This window comes from Nocardioides mangrovi, assembly GCF_020073815.1.
GTDB classification, from domain to species: domain Bacteria; phylum Actinomycetota; class Actinomycetes; order Propionibacteriales; family Nocardioidaceae; genus Nocardioides; species Nocardioides mangrovi.
Genome location: NZ_JAIQZJ010000016.1, coordinates 1 through 20,111, shown reverse-complemented (window position 1 = coordinate 20,111; position 20,111 = coordinate 1). Strand labels below are relative to the sequence as shown.

Annotated in this window: 26 protein-coding genes; 15 read left to right on the top strand and 11 right to left on the bottom strand. The window is 72.0% G+C overall.

Annotated features, from left to right (window positions below):
* The first annotated feature begins 57 nt into the window (after positions 1–57).
* The 5 genes from K8U61_RS20665 to rsrA all read left to right on the top strand — a co-directional run bounded on the left by K8U61_RS20665 (position 58) and on the right by rsrA (position 3,269).
* A complete protein-coding gene (locus K8U61_RS20665) occupies positions 58–741 on the top strand; it encodes a hypothetical protein (RefSeq protein ID WP_224124953.1) in 684 nt (227 codons plus the stop codon).
* A gap of 134 nt (positions 742–875) precedes the next feature.
* Positions 876–1,625, top strand: a complete 750-nt coding sequence (locus K8U61_RS20660; RefSeq protein ID WP_224124952.1) for an SOS response-associated peptidase — start codon at positions 876–878, stop codon at positions 1,623–1,625.
* Positions 1,622–2,263, top strand: a complete 642-nt coding sequence (locus tag K8U61_RS20655; protein ID WP_308043249.1) for an alpha/beta hydrolase family protein — start codon at positions 1,622–1,624, stop codon at positions 2,261–2,263. Before K8U61_RS20660 ends, K8U61_RS20655 begins: the two co-directional genes overlap by 4 nt.
* Before the next feature lie 71 nt (positions 2,264–2,334).
* A complete protein-coding gene (locus K8U61_RS20650) occupies positions 2,335–2,994 on the top strand; it encodes a sigma-70 family RNA polymerase sigma factor (protein WP_224124951.1) in 660 nt (219 codons plus the stop codon).
* The gene (gene rsrA, locus K8U61_RS20645) at positions 2,994–3,269 is read left to right on the top strand and encodes a mycothiol system anti-sigma-R factor (protein ID WP_224124950.1); all 276 of its coding nucleotides are present in this window, start codon (positions 2,994–2,996) and stop codon (positions 3,267–3,269) included. Before K8U61_RS20650 ends, rsrA begins: the two co-directional genes overlap by 1 nt.
* Before the next feature lie 81 nt (positions 3,270–3,350).
* Here the strand turns inward: rsrA and K8U61_RS25650 are convergent, their stop codons facing one another.
* The 5 genes from K8U61_RS25650 to K8U61_RS20625 form a co-directional block, all read right to left on the bottom strand.
* Positions 3,351–3,425, bottom strand: a complete 75-nt coding sequence (locus K8U61_RS25650) for a 50S ribosomal protein bL37 (protein WP_369759046.1) — start codon at positions 3,423–3,425, stop codon at positions 3,351–3,353.
* An 86-nt stretch (positions 3,426–3,511) separates the two neighbouring features.
* Positions 3,512–3,868: a thioesterase family protein gene (locus tag K8U61_RS20640; RefSeq protein ID WP_224124949.1), complete on the bottom strand. Its 357-nt coding sequence runs from the start codon at positions 3,866–3,868 to the stop codon at positions 3,512–3,514.
* Between the two features lie 23 nt (positions 3,869–3,891).
* On the bottom strand, positions 3,892–4,380 hold the full coding sequence (locus K8U61_RS20635; protein WP_224124948.1) for a GNAT family N-acetyltransferase: 489 nt from the start codon (positions 4,378–4,380) through the stop codon (positions 3,892–3,894).
* A complete protein-coding gene (locus K8U61_RS20630; RefSeq protein ID WP_224124947.1) occupies positions 4,373–6,037 on the bottom strand; it encodes an acetolactate synthase in 1,665 nt (554 codons plus the stop codon). Before K8U61_RS20630 ends, K8U61_RS20635 begins: the two co-directional genes overlap by 8 nt.
* 10 nt (positions 6,038–6,047) lie before the next feature.
* Positions 6,048–6,908 carry a DUF2785 domain-containing protein gene (locus K8U61_RS20625; RefSeq protein ID WP_224124946.1) on the bottom strand — a complete coding sequence of 287 codons (861 nt, stop codon included), beginning with the start codon at positions 6,906–6,908 and terminating at the stop codon, positions 6,048–6,050.
* A gap of 84 nt (positions 6,909–6,992) precedes the next feature.
* Here K8U61_RS20625 and K8U61_RS20620 point away from each other — a divergent pair, with 84 nt between their 5' ends.
* A complete protein-coding gene (locus tag K8U61_RS20620) occupies positions 6,993–8,468 on the top strand; it encodes a sensor histidine kinase (RefSeq protein WP_224124945.1) in 1,476 nt (491 codons plus the stop codon).
* Positions 8,469–8,482: 14 nt separating this feature from the next.
* Here K8U61_RS20620 and K8U61_RS20615 read toward each other — a convergent pair whose 3' ends face one another.
* The gene (locus K8U61_RS20615) at positions 8,483–8,734 is read right to left on the bottom strand and encodes a WhiB family transcriptional regulator (RefSeq protein ID WP_011755173.1); all 252 of its coding nucleotides are present in this window, start codon (positions 8,732–8,734) and stop codon (positions 8,483–8,485) included.
* A gap of 196 nt (positions 8,735–8,930) precedes the next feature.
* Here K8U61_RS20615 and K8U61_RS20610 point away from each other — a divergent pair, with 196 nt between their 5' ends.
* Complete coding sequence (locus tag K8U61_RS20610) at positions 8,931–9,320, top strand: hypothetical protein (RefSeq protein ID WP_224124944.1); 390 nt, start codon at positions 8,931–8,933, stop codon at positions 9,318–9,320.
* Positions 9,321–9,341: 21 nt separating this feature from the next.
* On the opposite strand, the gene K8U61_RS20605 is transcribed toward K8U61_RS20610, so the two are convergent.
* The 3 genes from K8U61_RS20605 to sodN form a co-directional block, all read right to left on the bottom strand.
* On the bottom strand, positions 9,342–10,169 hold the full coding sequence (locus K8U61_RS20605; protein ID WP_308043243.1) for an RNA polymerase sigma factor SigF: 828 nt from the start codon (positions 10,167–10,169) through the stop codon (positions 9,342–9,344).
* Positions 10,156–10,560 (bottom strand): ATP-binding protein, encoded by a 405-nt coding sequence (locus K8U61_RS20600; protein ID WP_224124943.1) that lies wholly within the window; start codon positions 10,558–10,560, stop codon positions 10,156–10,158. Before K8U61_RS20600 ends, K8U61_RS20605 begins: the two co-directional genes overlap by 14 nt.
* 251 nt (positions 10,561–10,811) lie before the next feature.
* On the bottom strand, positions 10,812–11,213 hold the full coding sequence (gene sodN / locus K8U61_RS20595) for a superoxide dismutase, Ni (RefSeq protein WP_224124942.1): 402 nt from the start codon (positions 11,211–11,213) through the stop codon (positions 10,812–10,814).
* A gap of 59 nt (positions 11,214–11,272) precedes the next feature.
* On the opposite strand from sodN, the gene K8U61_RS20590 reads away from it, so the two are divergent.
* The 4 genes from K8U61_RS20590 to K8U61_RS20575 all read left to right on the top strand — a co-directional run bounded on the left by K8U61_RS20590 (position 11,273) and on the right by K8U61_RS20575 (position 14,545).
* Complete coding sequence (locus tag K8U61_RS20590; protein ID WP_224124941.1) at positions 11,273–11,587, top strand: S24/S26 family peptidase; 315 nt, start codon at positions 11,273–11,275, stop codon at positions 11,585–11,587.
* Positions 11,588–11,709: 122 nt separating this feature from the next.
* On the top strand, positions 11,710–12,885 hold the full coding sequence (locus tag K8U61_RS20585; protein ID WP_224124940.1) for an NAD(P)-dependent malic enzyme: 1,176 nt from the start codon (positions 11,710–11,712) through the stop codon (positions 12,883–12,885).
* Between the two features lie 20 nt (positions 12,886–12,905).
* Complete coding sequence (locus K8U61_RS20580) at positions 12,906–13,874, top strand: zinc-binding dehydrogenase (RefSeq protein WP_224124939.1); 969 nt, start codon at positions 12,906–12,908, stop codon at positions 13,872–13,874.
* The gene (locus tag K8U61_RS20575; RefSeq protein WP_224124938.1) at positions 13,874–14,545 is read left to right on the top strand and encodes an SDR family oxidoreductase; all 672 of its coding nucleotides are present in this window, start codon (positions 13,874–13,876) and stop codon (positions 14,543–14,545) included. The genes K8U61_RS20580 and K8U61_RS20575 overlap by 1 nt, the downstream gene beginning before the upstream one ends.
* Before the next feature lie 3 nt (positions 14,546–14,548).
* Here K8U61_RS20575 and K8U61_RS20570 read toward each other — a convergent pair whose 3' ends face one another.
* Positions 14,549–15,166, bottom strand: a complete 618-nt coding sequence (locus K8U61_RS20570) for a TetR family transcriptional regulator (protein ID WP_224124937.1) — start codon at positions 15,164–15,166, stop codon at positions 14,549–14,551.
* 129 nt (positions 15,167–15,295) lie between these two features.
* On the opposite strand from K8U61_RS20570, the gene K8U61_RS20565 reads away from it, so the two are divergent.
* The 4 genes from K8U61_RS20565 to K8U61_RS20550 are packed head-to-tail and all read left to right on the top strand — an operon-like array spanning position 15,296 to position 18,353.
* Entirely contained in the window at positions 15,296–16,381 is a 1,086-nt protein-coding gene (locus tag K8U61_RS20565; RefSeq protein ID WP_224124936.1) for a ferredoxin reductase, read from the top strand.
* 30 nt (positions 16,382–16,411) lie between these two features.
* A complete protein-coding gene (locus K8U61_RS20560; RefSeq protein ID WP_224124935.1) occupies positions 16,412–17,497 on the top strand; it encodes a fatty acid desaturase family protein in 1,086 nt (361 codons plus the stop codon).
* Between the two features lie 10 nt (positions 17,498–17,507).
* Entirely contained in the window at positions 17,508–17,729 is a 222-nt protein-coding gene (locus tag K8U61_RS20555) for a hypothetical protein (RefSeq protein ID WP_224124934.1), read from the top strand.
* A gap of 54 nt (positions 17,730–17,783) precedes the next feature.
* Positions 17,784–18,353 (top strand): G5 domain-containing protein, encoded by a 570-nt coding sequence (locus tag K8U61_RS20550; protein ID WP_224124933.1) that lies wholly within the window; start codon positions 17,784–17,786, stop codon positions 18,351–18,353.
* Positions 18,354–18,702: 349 nt separating this feature from the next.
* Here K8U61_RS20550 and K8U61_RS20545 read toward each other — a convergent pair whose 3' ends face one another.
* Positions 18,703–19,869 carry an HNH endonuclease gene (locus tag K8U61_RS20545; protein ID WP_224124932.1) on the bottom strand — a complete coding sequence of 389 codons (1,167 nt, stop codon included), beginning with the start codon at positions 19,867–19,869 and terminating at the stop codon, positions 18,703–18,705.
* Between the last annotated feature and the right edge of the window lie 242 nt (positions 19,870–20,111).

Here is a 20,111-nt window from a genome sequence, read left to right as displayed (position 1 = left end):
CGGGGGACCACGGCCGATTCCGAAGCAGGGCGGGGACTGTCGTCGGAGCTGCAGGCGGTGCTGCCGCCGCGCTTCGAGGCGGTCGGGGAGGCCCTTGCTTCGGGATCGGGGTCGGAGGTCGCGTGCGAGGTCACCGGCGCGGCCCTCGCCCGTGAGGGCTGGTCGCTGGCCGAGGCGCTCGACGGCCTGAGCTCCACCACGCGGACCGTGCTCGGCCGGGAGCCCGAGCACACCGCGACCCGCGCCCTCGCGGTCGCCTGGAGCGAGGCCATGCTCGGCTACCTCCACGGACTGTCCTGCGAGGACCCGCTCACCGGGCTCGCCAGCCTCGCGCACCTGCGCACCGAGATCTCCGGTCTCTACCGCTCCGAGCCGCCCTCCGTGGCCCGCGACTCCCACGCGCTCGTGGTCGTGGCCGCGCCGCCGTGGCCGGACGCGCCGTACGAGCCGGCCGCCGGCACCGAGACCGGTGGCGGCGAGGTCCTCGCCCGGGCGATGCGCGCCGCGCAGCTCGGCGCCACCACCCGCACCGTCTTCTCCGGGCCCGAGACGATCGGGCACGTGGCCCCGGGCCGCCTGGTCGTCCTCGCCGGCCGCGACGACCGGATCGGCCGCCGCGTCGGACTGCTCCGCACGATGCTCGACACCAGCACCGTCCAGCACACGCGGGTCTGGATCGAGGGCCTGCCCGACACCGACGACGGTGCCGCCGCCCTGCTCGACGAGCTCGCCCGGGTGTAGGACCGCACCGACCCCCGCGCCAGCCCGTTTCTGCCCGGGCGGCGCGGTACGAGGGGGACGCGGGGCCTCGCGCTGCGGGGCCCCGCGTTGGTGTCACCGCTCCCGGGTCACCGCTCCGCTCTAGAGTGGCCGCCATGTGTGGTCGGTACGCGTCCAGTCGGCGCCCCGAGGACCTCGCCGACGAGTTCGACGTCGTCGACGTGCGCATCCCCGCGCCCCTCGAGGCCGACTACAACGTCGCGCCCACCGACCCGGTCTACGCCGTCGTGGAGCGACCGCCGTCGAAGGAGAGCGCCGAGCCGCCCGAGCGTCAGCTCCGGGTCGTGAAGTGGGGTCTGGTGCCGTCGTGGGCGAAGGACCCCGGGATCGGCAGCCGGATGATCAACGCGCGCATGGAGACCGTCGCCGAGAAGCCGGCGTACAAGCGGGCCTTCGCCAAGCGGCGCTGCCTGCTCCCCGCCGACGGCTACTTCGAGTGGTACCCCACCGAGGAGAACACGAAGGCGGGCAAGCCCCGCAAGCAGCCGTTCTTCATCCGGCCGAAGGACCACGGCGTGCTGGCGATGGCCGGGCTCTACGAGATCTGGCGCGACCCGGCCAAGGCGGAGGATGCCGACGACCGGTTCCTGTGGACCTGCACCGTGATCACCACCGACGCCGAGGACGACGTCGGCCACATCCACGACCGGATGCCGCTCATGGTCGAGCGCGACCGGTGGTCCGACTGGCTCGACCCGCGCGTCGAGGGACCGGACCTGCTCGACCTGCTGGTGCCGGCCGCACCGGGCAGCCTCGAGGCCTACCCGGTCTCGACGCTGGTGAGCAACGTCCGCAACAACGGCCCCGAGCTGCTCGACCCCCTGCCCCTGGAGGACGGATCGTGAGCGTCGAGCGCCGGATCGACACCGCCCAGGGCGAGGCACGGCTGCTGGTCCACCAGGCCCGCAACGTCTTCGCCACCCTGCTGCTCAGCCACGGTGCCGGCAACGGCGTCGAGGACTCGCCGGACCTGATGGCGCTGGCCGCCGCGCTGCCGCGCAACGGGGTGACCGTGGTGCTGCTCGACCAGCCGTGGAAGGTCGCGGGCCGCAAGGTCGCGACCCCGCCGGCGACGCTGGACGTCGGCCTGACCGCCGCCGCCAACAGCCTGCGCACGCGCTCGCCGCTGGTCGTCGGCGGCCGGTCGGCGGGCGCCCGGTCCGCGGCGCGCTGCGCCCGCGCGCTGGCGGCCAGCGGCTGCCTGGCGCTCGCGTTCCCGCTGCACCCGCCCGGCCGGCCCGAGAAGTCCCGTCTCGACGAGCTCACCGGGTCCGGCGTGCCGACGCTGGTGGTCCAGGGGGAGCGCGACCCGTTCGGGCGTCCCGACGAGTTCCCCGGCGACACCGACCTCTCGGTCGTGCCCGAGGCCGACCACTCCTTCGGCGTACCCAAGCGCGCGGCGTTGAGCCAGGAGGAGGCGCTGGCGATCGTCGTGGAGTCGACGCTGGAGTGGCTGGTGCGCGAGATCGCCGGGAATGGCTGACGGGGGTCCGGCGTTCTGATCACATGCTCGCCGTGCTCGAACGCCCCGTGACGGGTCTACGCTGGGATGCGATGACCGATCCCACCGAGACGACCCCTGAGGTCGTCGACACCCCTGTTGAGCCCGAGCCGGTCGACCTGGAGACCGAGTCCGAGGCCGAGCGTTCCGCCCGCTTCGAGCGGGACGCGCTGCCCTTCCTCGACCAGCTCTACTCGGCCGCGATGCGGATGACCCGCAACCCGGCCGACGCCGAGGACCTGGTGCAGGAGACCTTCGCGAAGGCCTATGCCTCCTTCCACCAGTTCCGGCCGGGCACCAACCTCAAGGCCTGGCTCTACCGGATCCTGACCAACACCTTCATCAACAACTACCGCAAGAAGCAGCGCCAGCCGCAGCAGTCGATGTCCGAGGACGTCGAGGACTGGCAGCTCCACCGCGCCGAGTCGCACGCCTCGACCGGGCTCCGGTCCGCCGAGACCGAGGCGCTCGAGCACCTGCCCGACTCCGAGGTCAAGGACGCCCTCCAGCGCCTGCCCGAGGAGTTCCGGCTCGCGGTCTACCTCGCTGATGTCGAGGGATTCGCCTACAAGGAGATCGCCGAGATCATGGACACCCCCATCGGCACCGTCATGTCGCGCCTGCACCGGGGACGCCGGCAGCTGCGCGACCTGCTCTCGGACTACGTGCGCGAGCACGACCTCCTGCCCGCCGGCCGGGACGGGGGCGCGTGATGAGCCACGACCACGCCGCCGAGCCCAGCCCGAGCGACTGCGCCGACTTCCTCGACCAGATCGTCTACTTCATCGACAACGAGCTCGACGAGGCCGACTGCACCGTCGTCCGTGCCCACCTCGACAGCTGCAACCCGTGCCTGGAGAAGTACGACCTGCAGCGCACGGTGAAGTCCGTCGTCGCGCGCTCCTGCGCCGAGTCGGCGCCGGCCGACCTGCGCCAGCGCGTGCTGCTGCAGATCCGCGCCGTCCAGGTGGAGATCCGCAAGGGCTGACCGTCGGCGTACCGCCCGAGACGCGAAGAGCCCCCGGAACCGTGAGGTCCGGGGGCTCTGTCGTGTCTGCGGGTGCAGCGCTCAGGCGTTGGGGCGCTTGCCGTGGTTCGCGCCCTTCTTCTTGCGAGCGCGGCGCTTGCGGCCGGTCTTGCCCATGATTTCCTCCTGATCGAGACGTGGTCGGCCCGAGGGCCAGCGACCAGTCTCTCAAATCCGGCCCGCGAGCGCGAAATCGCCCTCCCTCAGAGCCGGCCGAGGAACCGCTCGGCGTCGACGACGACCCGGGTGACCTCGCCGGTGGCGAGCAGCTTCGGGCCGGCCTGGGCGGCCACGGTGAAGCGGTGGAGGCGGCCGTCGACGTACGCCGCGGAGGCGGTCACGATGACCTCCTCGCCGACCGGGCTGGCGGCGAGGTGCTCGAGGGAGACGCGGGTGCCGACGCTGGTCGAGCCCTCGGGGAGCGCGGGCTCGATGGCGGCGCAGGTGGCCGCCTCGCACCAGGCGAGCAGGCGGGGTGTGCCCAGCACCGGCAGGCTGCCCGAGCCGACCGCCTCGGCGGTGTCCTCGGCGGTGACCGTGAACCGGAGCGTCGCCTCCATCGCGCCTCCGGACGCTGCCCCCGTCACAGGTCCGCCACGAACGCGATCAGGTCCACGCCCGGCACGGGGGACCAGTCCCGGTCCGGGACGCGGCGGAAGCCGTGACGCTCGTAGACCCGGTGCGCCGAGGTCATCTGCGCGAGGCTCGACAGCACCACGGCCCGGAAGCCCAGCGACCGGAAGCGGTCCATCACCAGGCGGGTCAGGGCCTCGCCGACGCCCTGGCGACGCGCCGTCGGCGCGACCGCGAGCATCCGGAACTCGCCCTCGTCCGCCGTGCCGATCTCGCGCCACGGCGAGCCGGGGAGCGCGATCGTGACGGTGCCGAGGACCTCGCCGTCGCGCTCGGCGACCCACAGCTCGGCCTCCCGGTCCCGCCTCGCGGCGTCGCGGAGCTGCGCGATGTAGTGGTCGTCGGGGCCCTGGGTGAACTCGGCGTACGCCGCGACGGTCACCTCGCCCGCCGCCGGCAGGTCGGCGGCCTCGGCCCGGCGGATGACGAGCTCAGACACCGAAGCTCGTCCTCGGGTAGGTCGCGGCGACGTCCGTGATCACGTTGACCAGGTAGGGCACCCCGGAGGCGAAGGCCCGGTCGAGCGCCGGACCGATCTGACGCGGGTCGGTGACGGTCTCGCCGGCGCCACCGAGCGCCTTGACGACCTCGTCGTACGCCGTGCGCGGGGCGAGGTCGGCGATGACGTCGTACCCGTAGAGCATCTGCATGGGGCCCTTCTCCAGGCCCCAGGCAGAGTTGTTGCCCATCACCATGACGACGGGGAGGCCGTGCCTCACGAGGGTGTCGACGTCCATGAGCGAGAAGCCCGCGGCGCCGTCGCCGAGCAGCAGCACCACCTGGGCCGACGGGCGGGCCAGGCGGGCGGCGATCGCGGCGCCGAGACCGGCGCCGAGGCAGCCGTAGGGGCCGGGGTCGAGCCAGCCGCCGGGCCGCTTGGGCTCGACGAACTTGCCGGCGAAGGACACGAAGTCGCCCCCGTCGCCGATCACGACGGCGTCATCGGCGAGGCGGGGGAGCAGCTCGCCGTAGATCCGGGCCGGGTGGACCGGGTCGGCCTCGGCGCCGAGCAGCGCCGCGTCGCGCTCGGTGGCGGCCGCGACGGCGGCCTGGAGGTCGCTCACCCAGCCGGACCAGTCGGGTCGGCGGACCACCTGCTCGAGCTCGGCGAGCAGCCCGTCGAAGACGCTCGTGAGGTCGCCGGCGATCGACGCCGCGAGCTCGGCGTGGGTCGAGACCTGCTCGGCCGAGTCCGCGACGTGCACGACCTGGGCGTCGCCGAACACGCCGTACCCGAGCCGGAAGTCGAGCGGGGTGCCGACCACGACCACCAGGTCGGCGCCCTTGAGAGCGTGGCCGCGGGCCTTCGTGACCAGCAGCGGGTGCCCGCCGGGTACGACGCCCCGGCCCATGCCGTTGGTGATGGTCGGGATGCCCGCCGCTTCGACGAGCCGGAGCGCGGCCTCCTCCGCATGGTCGGCCCAGACGTCGGTGCCGAGGATGAGCACCGGGCGGGAGGCGTCGGCCAGCAGCTCGGCGACCTCGCTCAGCGCCTCCGGGTCCGGGACGGCGCCGCGGACCCGGGTGACGTCCGGCAGCGGCCCCGAGGCGGCGTTGAACAGCTCGTCCATGGGCACGTCGACGAAGACCGGCCCGCGGTGCGGGGAGCCGGCGGTCACGAACGCCTCGTGCACGCCCTCCAGCACGTCGCCGGCGGTCGGGATGGTGCGCGCGAGCTTGGTGACCGGGGCGAGGAGCGGCGGCTGGTCGATCTCCTGGAGCGCTCCGGTGCCCCACCGGTTCTGCGGCGCACGACCGCCGACCACGACCAGGGGGGAGCCCGCGAACTGGGCCTGCGCGACCGCGCTGATGCCGTTGGTGACGCCCGGACCGGCGGTGAGGACCGCCAGCCCCGGCACCCGGGTCAGCTTGCCGGTGGCCTCGGCCGCGAACGCCGCCGTCTGCTCGTGGCGTACGTCGAGCAGGCGGACCGGCCGTTCGCTCTCGGCGACCTTCACCGCGCCGTCGTACAGCGGGAAGACGTGCGCCCCGGAGAGGGTGAACATGGTCTCGACACCGTGGGCGCGGGCGACCGCGACGGCGAGCTCGCCGGCGTGACCGGAGAGCTCGGTCGGGTCGGCTGTCTGGTCGGGCATGCCCCGCAGGCTATCGAGCCGTGGTGCCGAGGTAGGCGTGGTTGGTCGCCTTGAGGGCGTCGACGACCACCAGGAGCAGGTCGGAGCGCAGCTGCGGCGGCTGCCCGCCGAGCGAGAGCTGGAGGTAGAGCGCGCGGAGGAACATCTCGGCGTTGCCGCTGGTCAGGTAGGGGTCGCGGCCCTCGTCGGAGGCGCGCAGTCGGGCTCCTGCGGCGATCCGCGCGATCCACGGCTCGAGCACCCGCAGCGGCACGACGTTGCGGCGCAGGACCTCGATGGTGGCGTGGGCGAGGCGGTCGGGCTCGCCGCTGGCGAAGACCTGGGGGGTGCGCGCGAGCACCCGGTCGGCGATGACGTCGAGCAGCACGGTCAGCTCGGGAGTCGCCAGGTGCGGGGAGCGGGCCAGGACCGAGATCGTGTCGGCGCCGTGGGCGACGGCGTGCGCCCAGCCCTTGCCCGTCACGTAGCCACGCAGGTCGCGCTCGCGCAGCAGCCAGGTGGTGATCCGGTCGCCCCACTCGAGGATCTTGCCCCCGGGCAGCAGCGGTCGGGTGTTGTCGCGGGCGATGCACTCGCCGAGGACCAGCGCGGAGAAGCTGCGCCGGAAGACCGTGTCGGTGTCGCGCTCGCCGATCCCGACGAGCAGGCCCATCGCCATGCCGTCGCCCAGCCCGCCGAGCAGGTCGTCGTACACGCCCCGGTCGACCCAGGTGGCGAGGGCGGGGTAGGCGGTGCCGTCGCGCCGCAGCGGGTCGGGATCGCCGAGCATCCGGGTCAGCTCGGCGGTCAGCTCGTCGAGCGGTCGGTCCGTGGGGACGGCGAGTCCGTCAGCCTGCACCTGCTGCCAGTAGGACCCGGACATGGGCTGCATCTTGCCAAAGGTCCAGACCAGATCGAAGAGGGGCCCGGGGGTGCCCGATCTCACCTCGATCCCAGCGCGCCTACCCTTGCGTTCGTGCCGTCCCTGACCGACCTCGTGCGCAGCCACACCGACCTCGACGTCGACGACGTGGCGTGGCTGCAGCTGCTCCAGGCGGACTGGCAGATCATCGCCGACCTGTCCTTCGCGGACCTCGTGCTCTGGCTCCCCGACCGCGAGGGACGGGGCTTCTGGGCGGCGGGGCAGATGCGCCCGACGACCGGCCCGACGGCGTACGTCGACGACGTGATCGGGACGTTCGTCCCGGTCGGCCGCCGGCCGCTGATCGACGCGGCGTACGGCCAGGGACGGCTGGTGCGCGAGGGCGACCCGGAGTGGCGCGACGACGTGCCGGTGCGGGTCGAGACGATCCCGGTGCGCCGGGCCGGGCGGATCATCGCGGTCGTCGCCCGCAACACCAACCTGCTCGGCGTCCGCACCCCGAGCCGGCTCGAGCTGTCCTACCTCCAGACCGCCGCGGACCTGACGCAGATGATCGCCCACGGTCACTTCCCGGCGGCGGGGCAGCGCTCCGACCACGCCGACACCCCGCGCGTCGGCGACGGCTTCCTGCGCGTCGACGCCGCCGGCCGGGTCGCCTACGCCAGCCCCAACGCGCTCTCGGTCTTCCGGCGCCTGGGCCTCTCCGGCGACCTCACCGGGCTCTCGCTGGCCGAGACCACCCGCGCGCTGGTGCCGCCGCGTCGACGGCCCGACGAGGAGACGCTGAGCGCGGTGCTCGGCGGCCGCGCGCACCGCGACACCGAGATCGGGACCGACGGGGTCTCGCTGATCGTGCGCTCCATCCCGCTGCGGCCCCAGGGCGACCACATCGGTGCGCTGGTGCTGGTCCGGGACGTGACCGACCTCCGTCGCCGTGACCGCGAGCTGGTCACCAAGGACGCGACCATCCGGGAGATCCACCACCGGGTGAAGAACAACCTCCAGACCGTCGCCGCGCTGCTGCGGCTCCAGGCCCGCCGGATGGACAACGAGGCGGCGCGGCTCGCGCTCGAGGAGGCGGTCCGCCGGGTCGGCTCGATCGCGCTCGTGCACGAGACGCTCAGCCAGGCGGTCGAGGAGCAGGTGGACTTCGACGAGATCGTCGACCCCCTGGGCCGGATGGTCACCGACGTGAGCGCCGTCGGCAGCCGGGTGCGGGTCCGCCGCTCGGGGAGCTTCGGGGTGCTGCCCTCGGAGTCGGCCACCGCGCTGGCGATGGTGCTGACCGAGCTGCTCCAGAACGCCGTCGAGCACGGGTACGACGCCGACGCCGCCGACGTCGCCGGCGAGATCGTCCTCACCGCCCAGCGCCTCGTCGGTCGCCTCCACGTGTCGGTCGACGACGACGGGCGGGGTCTGCCGCCGGACTTCGACGTCGACGGGTCGACCAGCCTGGGGCTGTCGATCGTGCGGACGCTCGTGGAGTCCGAGCTGGGCGGTCAGCTCGAGCTCGGGCCGCACCCCTCGGGGCACGGCACCCGAGCCGCGCTCGACCTGCCGTTGGAGTAGGCGTCAGCCCTGGATCAAGCGGTGCGGACGCGGGCGCGGGCGTTGCGACGCTTGAGCGCGCGGCGCTCGTCCTCGCTCAGGCCGCCCCACACGCCGTGGTCCTGACCAGCCTCCAGCGCCCACGCGAGGCACTGTTCGCGCACCTCGCAGCGACGGCACACCTGCTTGGCCTCCTCGATCTGGAGGATGGCCGGTCCGGTGTTACCGATCGGGAAGAACAGCTCCGGGTCCTCGTCGAGACACGCGGAACGGTGGCGCCAATCCATGGCTGGGCAGTACCTCTTTCGTTCAAGTCTGTGACCAGGGGGGCAGTGGCCCGGCTGGCGGCGGCGGCGTCGTGGCGCAACACCAACGTGGCACTCACGCGCGCACCGCCAAGATTGGCAACTATTTGATCGTGAAACAACCCTTTCGCGAGGTCGGTTCCGTCACAGGTGTCACATCCGCCTAGGCTTCCGCTCCGTGACTGCTCGCGCAACCCCTGCTCCACTGATCGTCGCCGCCTCCTTGACGGCTGTCGAGGGGCTGCTGCTGCTCGGGTACGCCGTCCTCGAGCTGGTCAGCACCGACGCGGACCGCCTGGCCGTCGGCATCACCACGGCGCTCTTCTTCACGGCGTACGGCGGCGGCCTGGTGCTCTGCGCCTGGGGGCTGAGCCGGCTGCAGTCGTGGGCGCGCAGCCCGGTCGTGCTGGCCCAGCTGATCCAGCTCGGCCTCGCATGGAGCTTCGCCGGCGGCGACACCACGGTCGTCGCGGTGGTGATCGCGGTCGTGGCCGTGCTCGTGCTGGTCGGGGTGTTCGTCCCGTCCAGCCTGGACGCGCTCGGCGAGGCGGAGAACCCGCAGGCCTGACGATCGGCCGAGCGGGCCGGTCTAGCTCTGCTCCTCCAGCGAGGTGCGGAGCTGCTCCAGGGTGCGGTTGAGCAGCCGGGAGACGTGCATCTGCGAGACGCCGATCTCCTCGGCGATCTGCGACTGCGTCATGTTCTTGAAGAAGCGCAGCAGCAGGATCTTCTTCTCCCGCGGTGCGAGCCGGTCGAGCAGCGGCTTGATCGACTCGCGGATCTCGACGTGCTCGAGCCCCTCGTCGTCCTGCCCGATCGCGTCGAGCATCGTGGCGGCGCCGTCCTCGTCGTTGTCGCTGGCGTCCAGCGACAGGGTGGAGTAGGCGTTGCTCGACTCGATGCCCTCCACGATCTCCTCGACCGTGCAGCCGATCGCCTCGGCGAGCTCGCGCGGCGTGGGGGAGCGGCCCAGGGACTGGGTGAGCTCGGCGCTCGCGGCGCCGATCTGCATGCGCAGCTCCTGGAGCCGGCGCGGCACCCGGATCGCCCAGCCCTTGTCCCGGAAGTAGCGCTTGATCTCGCCGATGATCGTCGGGGTCGCGTACGTCGAGAACTCCACGCCCCGGTCGGAGTCGAAGCGGTCGATCGACTTCAGCAGGCCGATCGTGCCGACCTGGACCAGGTCCTCGAGCGGCTCGCCGCGGTTGCGGAAGCGTCGCGCGCAGTGCTCGACGAGGGGCAGGTGCAGGTGCACGAGCGACTCGCGGGCCGACTCCCGCTGCGCGGGCGAGGAGTCGTCGCCGCCGAAGACCGCGAAGAGCTCGGCGCTGCGCCGGCGCGTCAGCTCGACGCCGGTCAGACCCTCCTCGGGCGCCTGGTCGTCCCCCGAGGTGACCGCCATGTCAGGCACCGGCATCCAGCAGGCTCGACTCCATGGTCAGCGAGATCGCGAAGTGGCCGTCGGCCACGGTCGCGGTCGCGGTGCTGGCCAGGGTGTCGAGCACCTGCCAGGCGAAGCTGTCGTAGTCGGGCGTGACGTCGTGGTCGACGTCGACGCTCACCTCGACGGTGAGCAGACCCGGGGCGAGGTGGAAGGCGCAGTGCAGGTCGGCGTTCGGGGCGGCCTCGGGCAGCACCATGGCGCTGGCCTCGCCGACGGCGATGCGCAGGTCCTCGATGTCGTCGATCGGGAAGTCGAGGCGGGCCGCGAGGCCGGCGGTCGTGGTGCGCAGGACCGAGGCGTAGGCGCCGTCCGCGGGGAGCCGGAGCTCGACATCCGGGCGGCCGTCCTGGGTGCTGGTGGTCATCTCCACGTCCTCGGGGCTGTCGTCGTGCGGGATCCGGGTGATCGGGACCGTGCCCGCACAGTAGCGGGACCGGACCCGAGTACGTGGAGGTACCCGGGGTCCGGTCCCGCAAACAGTCGGAGAACTGAGCTCAGAGAGCGTCAGGCCTTCGCAAGCTCAGGCCTGCCTTCGACGTCCGCCGTGGTCACCGCGAACGGTCGCGACCTCGCTGCGCTCGGTCGCGCTTGAGACGGCGAAGGCTCTCGCTGCGCTCAAGCCTTCTTGGTCTCCCAGAAGATCTCGGCGATCTCGTCGATCTTGGCGAGCAGCTCGTCGGCCTTGCCGGCGTCGAGCTCGCCCTTGGTGCCGGAGGCGCCGGCCAGCTTGGTGGCCTCGTTGAAGAGGGTGTGCAGCTGGGGGTACTTCTCGAAGTGCGGCGGCTTGAAGTAGTCGGTCCACAGCACCCACAGGTGGTGCTTGACCAGCTCGGAGCGCTGCTCCTTGATGACGATCGCGCGGGTGCGGAAGTCGGGGTCGTCGTTGTCGGCGACCTTGGCGATGATCGCCTTGATCGACTCGGCCTCGATGCGGGCTTGCGCGGGGTCGTAGACGCCGCAGGGGAGGTCGCAGTGGGCGGAGACCTCGAGAGTGGGGGCGAACAGCTTCGCGAACATGCGGGTCCTCTCGTCTTCGGTTGTCGGTGTCACTGAGCTATCGCTGCGACACTACCCGCATGTCGCGGTGGGGATTCGCCCTGGTCACTGGGCGATCGATGACCCCGACGCTGGCGGCGGGCGACCGGCTGCTCGTGTCCTACCGGCGTACGCCGCGGGCGGGTGACGTCGTGGTCGCCCGGCTCGCCGACGGCACGGTCGCGGTCAAGCGCGCGACGGAGCGGCGGACGACGGCGTCGGGGTCGCCCGGCTGGTGGCTGCTCAGCGACAACCCGGCCGAGGGCGTCGACTCGCGGCACCGTGGGCCGGTGCCCGACGGTGACGTGATCGCGGTCACCGTGGCCAGGATCTGGCCGCGCCCCCGGCCGCTCTGAGCCTGTGCCAGACTGCTGACGAGGGAGACCCCCGACGGTCCGTCGATCCATCCGCGCACACCCCGCGCCCTGATCCGGACCTCCCACCCACGCACGCCCTGTCTCGATGGAAAGCACCCCTCATGTCAGCTCCGCACCCGCACTCCGGTGACCCCGTCTTCGACCTCCACGTCGGCGGCAAGATGGAGGTAGCGGCGACCGTGCCGCTGGTCGACCGCGACGACCTGTCGCTGGCCTACACCCCTGGTGTGGCCCGCGTCTGCGAGGCGATCGCGGCCGACCCGTCGCTGACCCAGCACTACACGTGGGTGCCCAACACCGTCGCCGTCGTCACCGACGGCACCGCGGTGCTCGGCCTCGGCGACATCGGGCCGGCGGCCGCGATGCCGGTGATGGAGGGGAAGGCGGTCCTCTTCAAGCAGTTCGGCAACGTCGACGGCGTCCCGATCTGCCTGGACACCACCGACACCGAGGAGATCATCGAGACCGTCGCCCGGCTGGCGCCGAGCTTCGGCGGCATCAACCTCGAGGACATCTCCGCGCCGCGCTGCTTCGAGATCGAGGCGCGCCTCAAGGACATGCTCGACATCCCGGTCTTCCACGACGACCAGCACGGGACGGCGGTGGTCGCGCTCGCCGCGCTCTGGAACGCGCTGACCCTCACCGGGCGCGACGTCGCCACGACCCGGGTCGTGATCTCCGGCGCCGGCGCCGCCGGTGTGGCGATCGCCAAGATCCTGCTCGAGGCCGGCATCAAGGACATCGCGGTCACCGACCGCAAGGGCGTCGTCCACTCCGGCCGCAGCGACCTCACCCCGGTCAAGCGCGAGCTGGCCGAGATGACCGCCGACAAGACCGGGCGCACCGGCACCCTCGCCGACGCGCTCGACGGCGCCGACGTCTACCTCGGCGTCTCCGGGGGCACCGTGCCCGAGGAGGACGTCGCGCGGATGGCCTCCGACGCGATCATCTTCGCGATGGCCAACCCGATCCCCGAGGTGCACCCGGACGTCGCCCACCGGCACGCCCGCGTCGTCGCGACCGGCCGGTCGGACTTCCCCAACCAGATCAACAACGTGCTCGCCTTCCCCGGCATCTTCCGGGGCGCGTTCGACGTGCACGCGACCGCGATCACCGAGGGCATGAAGCTGGCCGCCGCCCAGGCGCTGGCCGACCTCGTGGGCGACCGGCTGGCCGAGGACTACGTGATCCCGTCGCCGTTCGACCCGCGGGTCGGGCCGGCCGTGGCCGCCGCTGTGTCCGATGCCGCACGCCGGGACGGTGTCGCGCGCCGCTAGGGCCTCGGTAGGTTCGAGGAATGCTCGCCGTCTACGCCGACCGCTTCTCGAAGGACGATCCGCTCTCTGCCCTGCAGGTGGGGGAGCGGCCCGACCCCGACGTCCCCGACGGGTGGACGACCTTGACCGTCAAGGCCGCCTCGCTCAACCACCACGACCTCTTCTCCCTGCGTGGCGTCGGCCTGCGCGAGGAGGCGCTGCCGATGATCCTCGGCTGCGACGCCGCCGGCTACGACGAGGATGGCAACGAGGTCGTCGTGCACGCGGTGATCAGCGACCCGTCGTGGACCGGTGACGAGACCCTCGACCCGAGGAGGTCGCTGCTGTCCGAGCGCTACCAGGGGACGCTCGCCGAGAAGGTCGCGGTGCCGCGGCGCAACGTGGTGCCGAAGCCGGCGTCGATGTCCTTCGAGGAGGCCGCCTGCCTGCCGACCGCGTGGCTCACGGCCTACCGGATGCTCTTCACCCGCGGCGACCTGCGGGCCGGCGAGACCGTGCTCGTGCAGGGCGCCGGCGGCGGCGTCGCCACCGCGGCGATCGTGCTTGGTCGCGCGGCCGGTCTGCGGGTGCTGGTGACCAGCCGCGACGAGGCCAAGCGGGCGCGCGCTCTCGAGCTCGGCGCGCACGAGGCCTTCGAGTCCGGCGCGCGGCTGCCGGGGAAGGTCGACGCGGTCATCGAGACCGTCGGCCGTGCCACCTGGTCCCACTCCATCCGCTCGCTGCGGCCCGGCGGCCGGATCATCACCTCCGGCACCACCTCGGGTCCGAACCTCGACGACGCCGAGCTCACCCGGATCTTCTTCCTCCAGCTGAGCGTCATCGGCTCGACCATGGGCACCCGCGACGAGCTCGCGAGCCTGGTGACGATGCTCGACGCCACCGGCGCACGACCGCTGATCGACCGGACCCTGCCGATGGCCGACGCCCGCGAGGGCTTCGCCGCGATGCTCGAGGGCGAGCAGTTCGGCAAGATCGTCTTCACGCTCTGATGGCGACCCACCTGATCACCGGGGCCGGCTCCGGCATCGGGGCGGTGCTCGCCCGGCGGCTGCTCGACCGGGGCGACTCGCTCGTGCTGCTCGCCCGCTCCGAGGAGCGGGCCGCCGAGCTGCGGGCGACGTACGCCGGCGCCGAGGTGCTGGTCGCCGACCTGGCCCGGCCGGAGTCGGTCGAGCCGCTCGCCCTGCCGGCGTCGCTCGACTCGGTCGTGCACGGGGCCGGCGTGGTCGAGCTCGGTCCGGTCGCCGAGCTGTCGGTCGACGACTGGGTCAGCCAGCTGCAGGTCAACCTCGTCGCGCCCGCGACGCTGACCCGGGTGGCCCTGCCAGCCCTACGCGCGGCCCGCGGCACGGTCGTCTTCGTCAACTCCGGCGCCGGCCTGCACGCCCATCCGCAGTGGTCGGCGTACGCCGCCTCCAAGCACGGCCTGCGGGCCCTCGCCGATTCGCTGCGCGGCGAGGAGCCGTCGGTACGGGTGACCACGATCTACCCCGGCCGCACCGCCACCGCGATGCAGGAGAAGGTGCACGCCCAGGAGGGCAAGGAGTACGACGCATCCGCGTGGACCCGCCCGGAGACGGTCGCCGACGCGATCCTCGGCGTCCTCGACCTGCCGCGCGACGCGACGATCTCCGACGTGACGGTGCGTCCGACGGTCTAGCCGTCAGGGCTGGGACCGCCAGTTCAAGGCCCCGACCAGCACCATCCGCAGCTGGGTGCGGGCGCGCTCGACGGTCTCCTTCTCGACGTCCGGGCGGCGCTCGGCGGCGAGGATCGCCTCGGCCGTGGCGACCATCGCGGTGACGATCAGGTTGGCGAGGACCCGGAGGTCCTCGGGCGACCAGACGTCGGTGCCGGGCAGCCGGGCGAGGTCGGTGGCCAGCTCGCGCTCGAAGAGCTCGATCTGGTGCCGGATCGCGGCGCGCACCTCCGGCGGGCCGGCGCCGCGCTCGCGCGCGATGAAGGCGAAGTGGGCGCGCTGGTCGTGGACGTGGTCGACCAGGATCGTCACCGAGCGGTCGACGATGTCGGCGAGCGCCGGGTCGCCCTGCCGGATGTCGCGCATCATCGTGCGCAGCGAGGCGAAGGACTCGTCGACCAGCGCCAGCCCGAGCGCCTCGACCGAGTCGAAGTGCCGGTAGAACGCGGTCGGCACGATCCCCACCTGCTTGGCGACCTGGCGCAGCGAGACCGCCGCGAGCGTGCTCTCCGCGGACAGCTCGAGAGCGGCGTCGAGGATCGCGCGACGGGTGCGCTCCTTCTGCTCGACGCGGGTGGTCATGGGCTCAGGCTAGTCCTCGGTGCACGGGCGTGCTCCGGGTCACGCGGCGCGCCCTTGACCGTACCTCCGGTATGTGGGCACACTCTGAGTGTACAAATGTTCACCGAATGTCGAATCTCAGGAGTGGACATGACGCTCACCCAGATCGGTGGCCGGGTCCTCCGTTCCCGCGCCGTCGCGGCCCTCACCTCGCCGCACGGGGTCGACCGCTACCTCGAGCAGATCAACCCGATGTGGGCCGCGCACGAGGTGCGCGCCCGGGTGGTCTCGGTCGCGCGTGAGGTCGACGTCGCGGGCCATCCGCCCGTCGCCACCCTCACCCTCCAGCCCACCTCGACCTGGCGCGGGCACCGCGCCGGTCAGCACGTCCAGCTCGGCGTCGAGATCGACGGCGCGCGTCGTACGACGCGGGTCTTCTCGGTCTCCAGCCCCGAGTCCCGGACCGGTGACCGCATCACCATCACCCTGCGGGCCAACCCCGGGGGGCGGGTCAGCCGCTTCCTCGTCGAGCGCGCCGAGCCCGGCACCGTCGTGCACCTCACGCAGGCGCAGGGCGACTTCGTGCTCCCGGACCGCGTGCCGGAGCACGTCCTGATGATCAGCGGCGGCTCCGGCATCACCCCGGTGATGTCGATGCTGCGCACCCTGCAGCGCCGCACCCACCGCGGCCGGATCACCTTCCTGCACTACGCGCAGAGCCCGGAGCACCAGATCTTCGCGACCGAGCTCGACGAGGTGCGCCGCTCCGGTCACGGCATCGACGTGCACCTGCTGCACCCCGAGCTCGGCGACCCGAACCTCTCGCCGGCCTTCCTCGAGCGACTGGTGCCCGGCTACCGCGACGTGCCCACCTGGGCCTGCGGACCGGCGCCGATGATCGAGGCCGTGCGAGCGGCGTACGACGGGTCCGACGCGCTGCGCCTGGAGTACTTCAAGCCGCCCCGGACCGGCTCGGGTGCCGCCGGCGGCGAGCTCGTCTTCGAGCGCTCCGGTCGCACCGCCACCAACACCGGCGCGTCGCTGCTCGAGCAGGCGGAGGCCGCCGGGCTCACCCCGGAGTTCGGGTGCCGGATGGGCATCTGCTTCTCCTGCACCAGCCGCAAGACCGAGGGCACCGTCCGCAACGTGCTGACCGGTGCCGAGTCCTCGCTCCCCGACGAGGACATCCAGATCTGTGTCAACGCCCCCGTCGGCGACTGTGCCATCGAGCTCTGAGTCGTCGACCTCCTAGATGGGAGCACACCCATGAAGCTCACGAAGGAAGAACTCGACCGCTTCGGCGAGGAGATGGACGCCATCCGGCGCCGGGTCCTCGACGACCTCGGCGAGGAGGACGCGGCGTACATCCGCAACGTCGTGAAGACGCAGCGCGCCTTCGAGGTGGCGGGTCGCGCGCTGTTCTACCTGCCTCCGGCCTGGCCGCTCGCCGTCGCCTCGCTGTCGATCTCGAAGATCCTCGACAACATGGAGATCGGCCACAACGTGATGCACGGCCAGTACGACTGGATGGGCGACCCCGCCCTGTCGTCGCGGATGTACGAGTGGGACAACGTCTGCCCCTCGGAGCAGTGGAAGTACAGCCACAACTACATCCACCACACCTACACGAACATCCTCGGCAAGGACCGGGACATCGGCTACGGGATCCTCCGGATGGACGAGGACCAGCCGTGGCATCCCTACTACCTGGGCAACCCGGTCTACGCGTTCCTGCTGATGGTCTTCTTCGAGTGGGGCGTCGCGATGCACGACCTCGAGGTCGAGAACATCGTGGCCGGGCGCCGGAAGATGTCGGAGAACAAGGCGCTGCACGCCGGGATCATGCGCAAGGTGAAGCGCCAGGCGCTCAAGGACTACGTGCTCTTCCCGGCGCTCACCGGTCCGCTCTTCCCGATGACGCTGGCCGGAAACGCGACCGCCAACCTGGTCCGGAACATCTGGGCCTTCAACATCATCTTCTGCGGCCACTTCCCGGCGGGCGTCGCGACGTTCAGCCAGGAGGAGTGCGAGGACGAGAGCCGCGGCCAGTGGTACTACCGCCAGCTCCTCGGCTCGGCCAACATCACCGGCGGCAAGCTCTTCCACCTGATGACCGGCAACCTCTCGCACCAGATCGAGCACCACCTCTTCCCGGACCTGCCGGCGCGCCGCTACCCGGAGATCGCGATCGAGGTGCGCGAGATCTGCGAGCGCTACGGCCTGGCCTACAACACCGGGCCGCTCCGCAAGCAGCTCGGCAGCGTCGCCGCGAAGATCTGCCGGCTCGCGCTGCCCGACCGCCGGCGTACGACGTCGGACGCGCCGGTTGCCGCCGAGCCGGTCGCCGCCTGAGGATGGCGGCGTGAAGGACCACCTCAGCCGGGCCGAGATCCGCAAGGACGCCGTCCAGGGCACGGTGGAGGCCGCGGCCTCCACCGTGGGCCAGGTCGCGACCATCCTCACCGGAGCGGTGCGCGACATCGCGGGCGCGATCGGCGGCTTCGCCACCGAGGTGTTCGAGATCCGCGACTCCGCGCGGCGCGCGGAGCAGGACCACGGGGTCGAGCCGGACCCGGAGGACTAGTCCCCTGGTGCAGTCCAGCGCGCCGTACGGCGTCGGTGGACCTACCCTCCGCCCATGCAGGTACGACACCGGCTGGGCTCGGCCGTGGTCGCGGCGCTGCTGGTACTCGGATCCACCGCCTGCGACCTCAACGGCGGCACCATCGACACCGGGAAGCCGGTCGAGGTCGCCAAGGTCAGCTCCCAGCAGACCAGGGACGGCAAGGTCGTGCGCAAGACCGTCCGCAGGCGCGAGCGGATCCCGCAGCCGACCCGGACCCGCAAGGTCGCCTCGATGCGCTCCGGGATCACCCACGTGGCCCGACCGGGCCGGCCCGGCACCCGGCTCAGGGTCTACCGGCTGACCCTGCGCGGCGGCGTCGTCACGCGCCGTACCGTCCTGCACACCACCGTGCTCCGCCGCCCGGTCGCGCGCCTGGTCCTCGTCGGGTCCTCGACCGGCCCGTCGGTCCCGCGCAACGCCCCCTGCGACCGCAACTACTCCGGCTGCGTCCCCTTCGCCAGCGACGTCGACTGTGCCGGCGGTGGCGGCGACGGCCCCGGCTACCTCGACCACCCGGTCCGCGTCATCGGCATCGACGTCTACGACCTCGACCGCGACCGCGACGGCATCGCCTGCAACTAGGCTCCGACTGGTTGAGGTGCGAAGGCGTGCAAGCGCGTGAGCGCAAACCCCGGAAACCCGACCGGCGCCTGGTGTTCTGGGATCGGATTGTCGTCGTCCTCCCGGCGGCGCCAGTGTGCGTCCTGCGCCGGTGGCGTCAAGGGTCCGCTTCGCCGCTTCGCGCCCTTGACTCCACCGACTCCGGACGAGTTGGCGCCTATCGGGAGGACGCCGACCTGTGGTCGGGGCGCGCTCGTTCGCGCGGGCTTTGCGCTGGTTGAGGTGCGAGGAGCGTCAGCGACGAGCCTCGAAACCCGGTGACCCGAGAGCCCGGGTCCGGGGAAGGGTGTGAACGTCTGCCGAGGTCGGCCTATAAGCGTCGATGGAAGCTGACCGAGCCTGACGGGTGGTGAGTCATCTCGTAGCCGTTGTCGTGGGCGCGCATGTGGTGCCAATGGCACAGGCCGACGGCGTTGGCGAGGTCGGTGGGTCCGCCCTTCGACCACTCGGTGAGGTGGTGGGCATGCGGGCCAGTGCTGCGGTCGCAGCCTTCGGTGGCGCACTGTCCGTGCTGGCGGAGGGTGATCGCGATGCGTTGGGCCTGGGAGTGGAGCCGCTGCTCACGACCGAGATCGAGGACCTCGGACTTCCCGTTCATCACGACGGGGAGGATCCCGGCCTCGCAGGCCAGCTGCCGGGCCAACGCGGGGCTGATGCGGTCGCCGGTGTCGAGGATGGTCCCGGTCTGCTCGAGCCGCCCCAGCAGCGACTCCTCGGAGATGGTCACGAGGAGGGTGGCGTTGAGGCCGCCGAGCTTGGGGAGCTTGTTCTTGGGGAACCGCATCAGCAGCTCGTAGAACGCCTGCCCCTGTGCCTCTGGCCCGGTTCGCTCTGAGGTGAGGTGCCCGTTGCCGGCGCCCTTGGTGGCGTTCTGGTGCTTGGCGCCCATGACCGCGGCGAGGATCTTCCGCAGTGCGGCGCCGCCGAGGTGCGGCATCTTGAACGCGCCGCAGGTGGACCCGTCGCCGTCGTCCCAGACCTTGAGGTACATCGACCGCGCGGCGGCCTGCTCTTGGCGTTCGAGGATCTCGGCCTCGCGGGCATCCGCGCCGTCGGGGTCGATGACCTCCCAGAGCCGCCTCCCGAGCCGGTTGAGCGCTTTGGCGTCGTGGTCGGCGGCGAGGTCGAGCAGATGCTGCTCAGCCTTCACCCTCTGATCAGCACTGACCTCGTCGGGCAGGGCGTCGACCCACCGGAGGATCACCCGGGCCTGGTCGCGACCGATCACCCCGGCAGCCAAGGCGGCTCGGGTGTACGGGTGGGCGTGGAGGTCCTTGCCGAGCTTCACGATCGCGTGCGCGGCCGCGCGGGTGGTCCGGGTCTGGTTGGCCAGCCACACCGCGGTCGAGGACGCGCCGCGGTCCTGCCCGACGTGCTGGTCGTCGGCGTGCCGGGCGAGGCGGGCTTCGAGCTCGGCGACCTGGGCCTTCAGTGACTGAAGCTCGACGAGAGCTTCGGCGGCTTCGGTGTCGCTCATCGACCAGACCGGAGCGTCCGCGATCGAGGTCAGATCAGCACTGGCGTGCGCGACCGCCACCGACACTCGGTGGGCGGGAGTCGCGTTCGTTGCCATACGTCCACTGAAGCACTGGCCACCGACACTGATGATGCTTGTAGCGCTTGGGGATTCTGACTCTGCCGCCGACTGTCGACCTGTTGGTCTGACCCTCAGATTGGACTGTCGAGTCCCTGGGCGTTCGTTCGCCGGCCGGGCGGACA

Excerpts from the sequence above, each read along its gene's own strand:
- K8U61_RS20640 (WP_224124949.1), bottom strand. The coding sequence starts at position 3,868 with ATGGAGGCGACGCTCCGGTTCACGGTCACCGCCGAGGACACCGCCGAG.
- rsrA (WP_224124950.1), top strand. The coding sequence starts at position 2,994 with ATGAGCCACGACCACGCCGCCGAGCCCAGCCCGAGCGACTGCGCCGAC.
- K8U61_RS20605 (WP_308043243.1), bottom strand. The coding sequence starts at position 10,169 with ATGCCGGTGCCTGACATGGCGGTCACCTCGGGGGACGACCAGGCGCCC.
- K8U61_RS20550 (WP_224124933.1), top strand. The coding sequence starts at position 17,784 with ATGCAGGTACGACACCGGCTGGGCTCGGCCGTGGTCGCGGCGCTGCTG.
- K8U61_RS20650 (WP_224124951.1), top strand. The coding sequence starts at position 2,335 with ATGACCGATCCCACCGAGACGACCCCTGAGGTCGTCGACACCCCTGTT.
- K8U61_RS20565 (WP_224124936.1), top strand. The coding sequence starts at position 15,296 with ATGACGCTCACCCAGATCGGTGGCCGGGTCCTCCGTTCCCGCGCCGTC.
- K8U61_RS20600 (WP_224124943.1), bottom strand. The coding sequence starts at position 10,560 with ATGACCACCAGCACCCAGGACGGCCGCCCGGATGTCGAGCTCCGGCTC.
- K8U61_RS20575 (WP_224124938.1), top strand. The coding sequence starts at position 13,874 with ATGGCGACCCACCTGATCACCGGGGCCGGCTCCGGCATCGGGGCGGTG.
- K8U61_RS20630 (WP_224124947.1), bottom strand. The coding sequence starts at position 6,037 with ATGCCCGACCAGACAGCCGACCCGACCGAGCTCTCCGGTCACGCCGGC.
- K8U61_RS20580 (WP_224124939.1), top strand. The coding sequence starts at position 12,906 with ATGCTCGCCGTCTACGCCGACCGCTTCTCGAAGGACGATCCGCTCTCT.
- K8U61_RS20625 (WP_224124946.1), bottom strand. The coding sequence starts at position 6,908 with ATGCAGCCCATGTCCGGGTCCTACTGGCAGCAGGTGCAGGCTGACGGA.
- K8U61_RS20590 (WP_224124941.1), top strand. The coding sequence starts at position 11,273 with ATGTCGCGGTGGGGATTCGCCCTGGTCACTGGGCGATCGATGACCCCG.
- K8U61_RS20560 (WP_224124935.1), top strand. The coding sequence starts at position 16,412 with ATGAAGCTCACGAAGGAAGAACTCGACCGCTTCGGCGAGGAGATGGAC.
- K8U61_RS20615 (WP_011755173.1), bottom strand. The coding sequence starts at position 8,734 with ATGGATTGGCGCCACCGTTCCGCGTGTCTCGACGAGGACCCGGAGCTG.
- K8U61_RS20545 (WP_224124932.1), bottom strand. The coding sequence starts at position 19,869 with ATGAGCGACACCGAAGCCGCCGAAGCTCTCGTCGAGCTTCAGTCACTG.
- K8U61_RS20660 (WP_224124952.1), top strand. The coding sequence starts at position 876 with ATGTGTGGTCGGTACGCGTCCAGTCGGCGCCCCGAGGACCTCGCCGAC.
- sodN (WP_224124942.1), bottom strand. The coding sequence starts at position 11,213 with ATGTTCGCGAAGCTGTTCGCCCCCACTCTCGAGGTCTCCGCCCACTGC.
- K8U61_RS20570 (WP_224124937.1), bottom strand. The coding sequence starts at position 15,166 with ATGACCACCCGCGTCGAGCAGAAGGAGCGCACCCGTCGCGCGATCCTC.
- K8U61_RS20585 (WP_224124940.1), top strand. The coding sequence starts at position 11,710 with ATGTCAGCTCCGCACCCGCACTCCGGTGACCCCGTCTTCGACCTCCAC.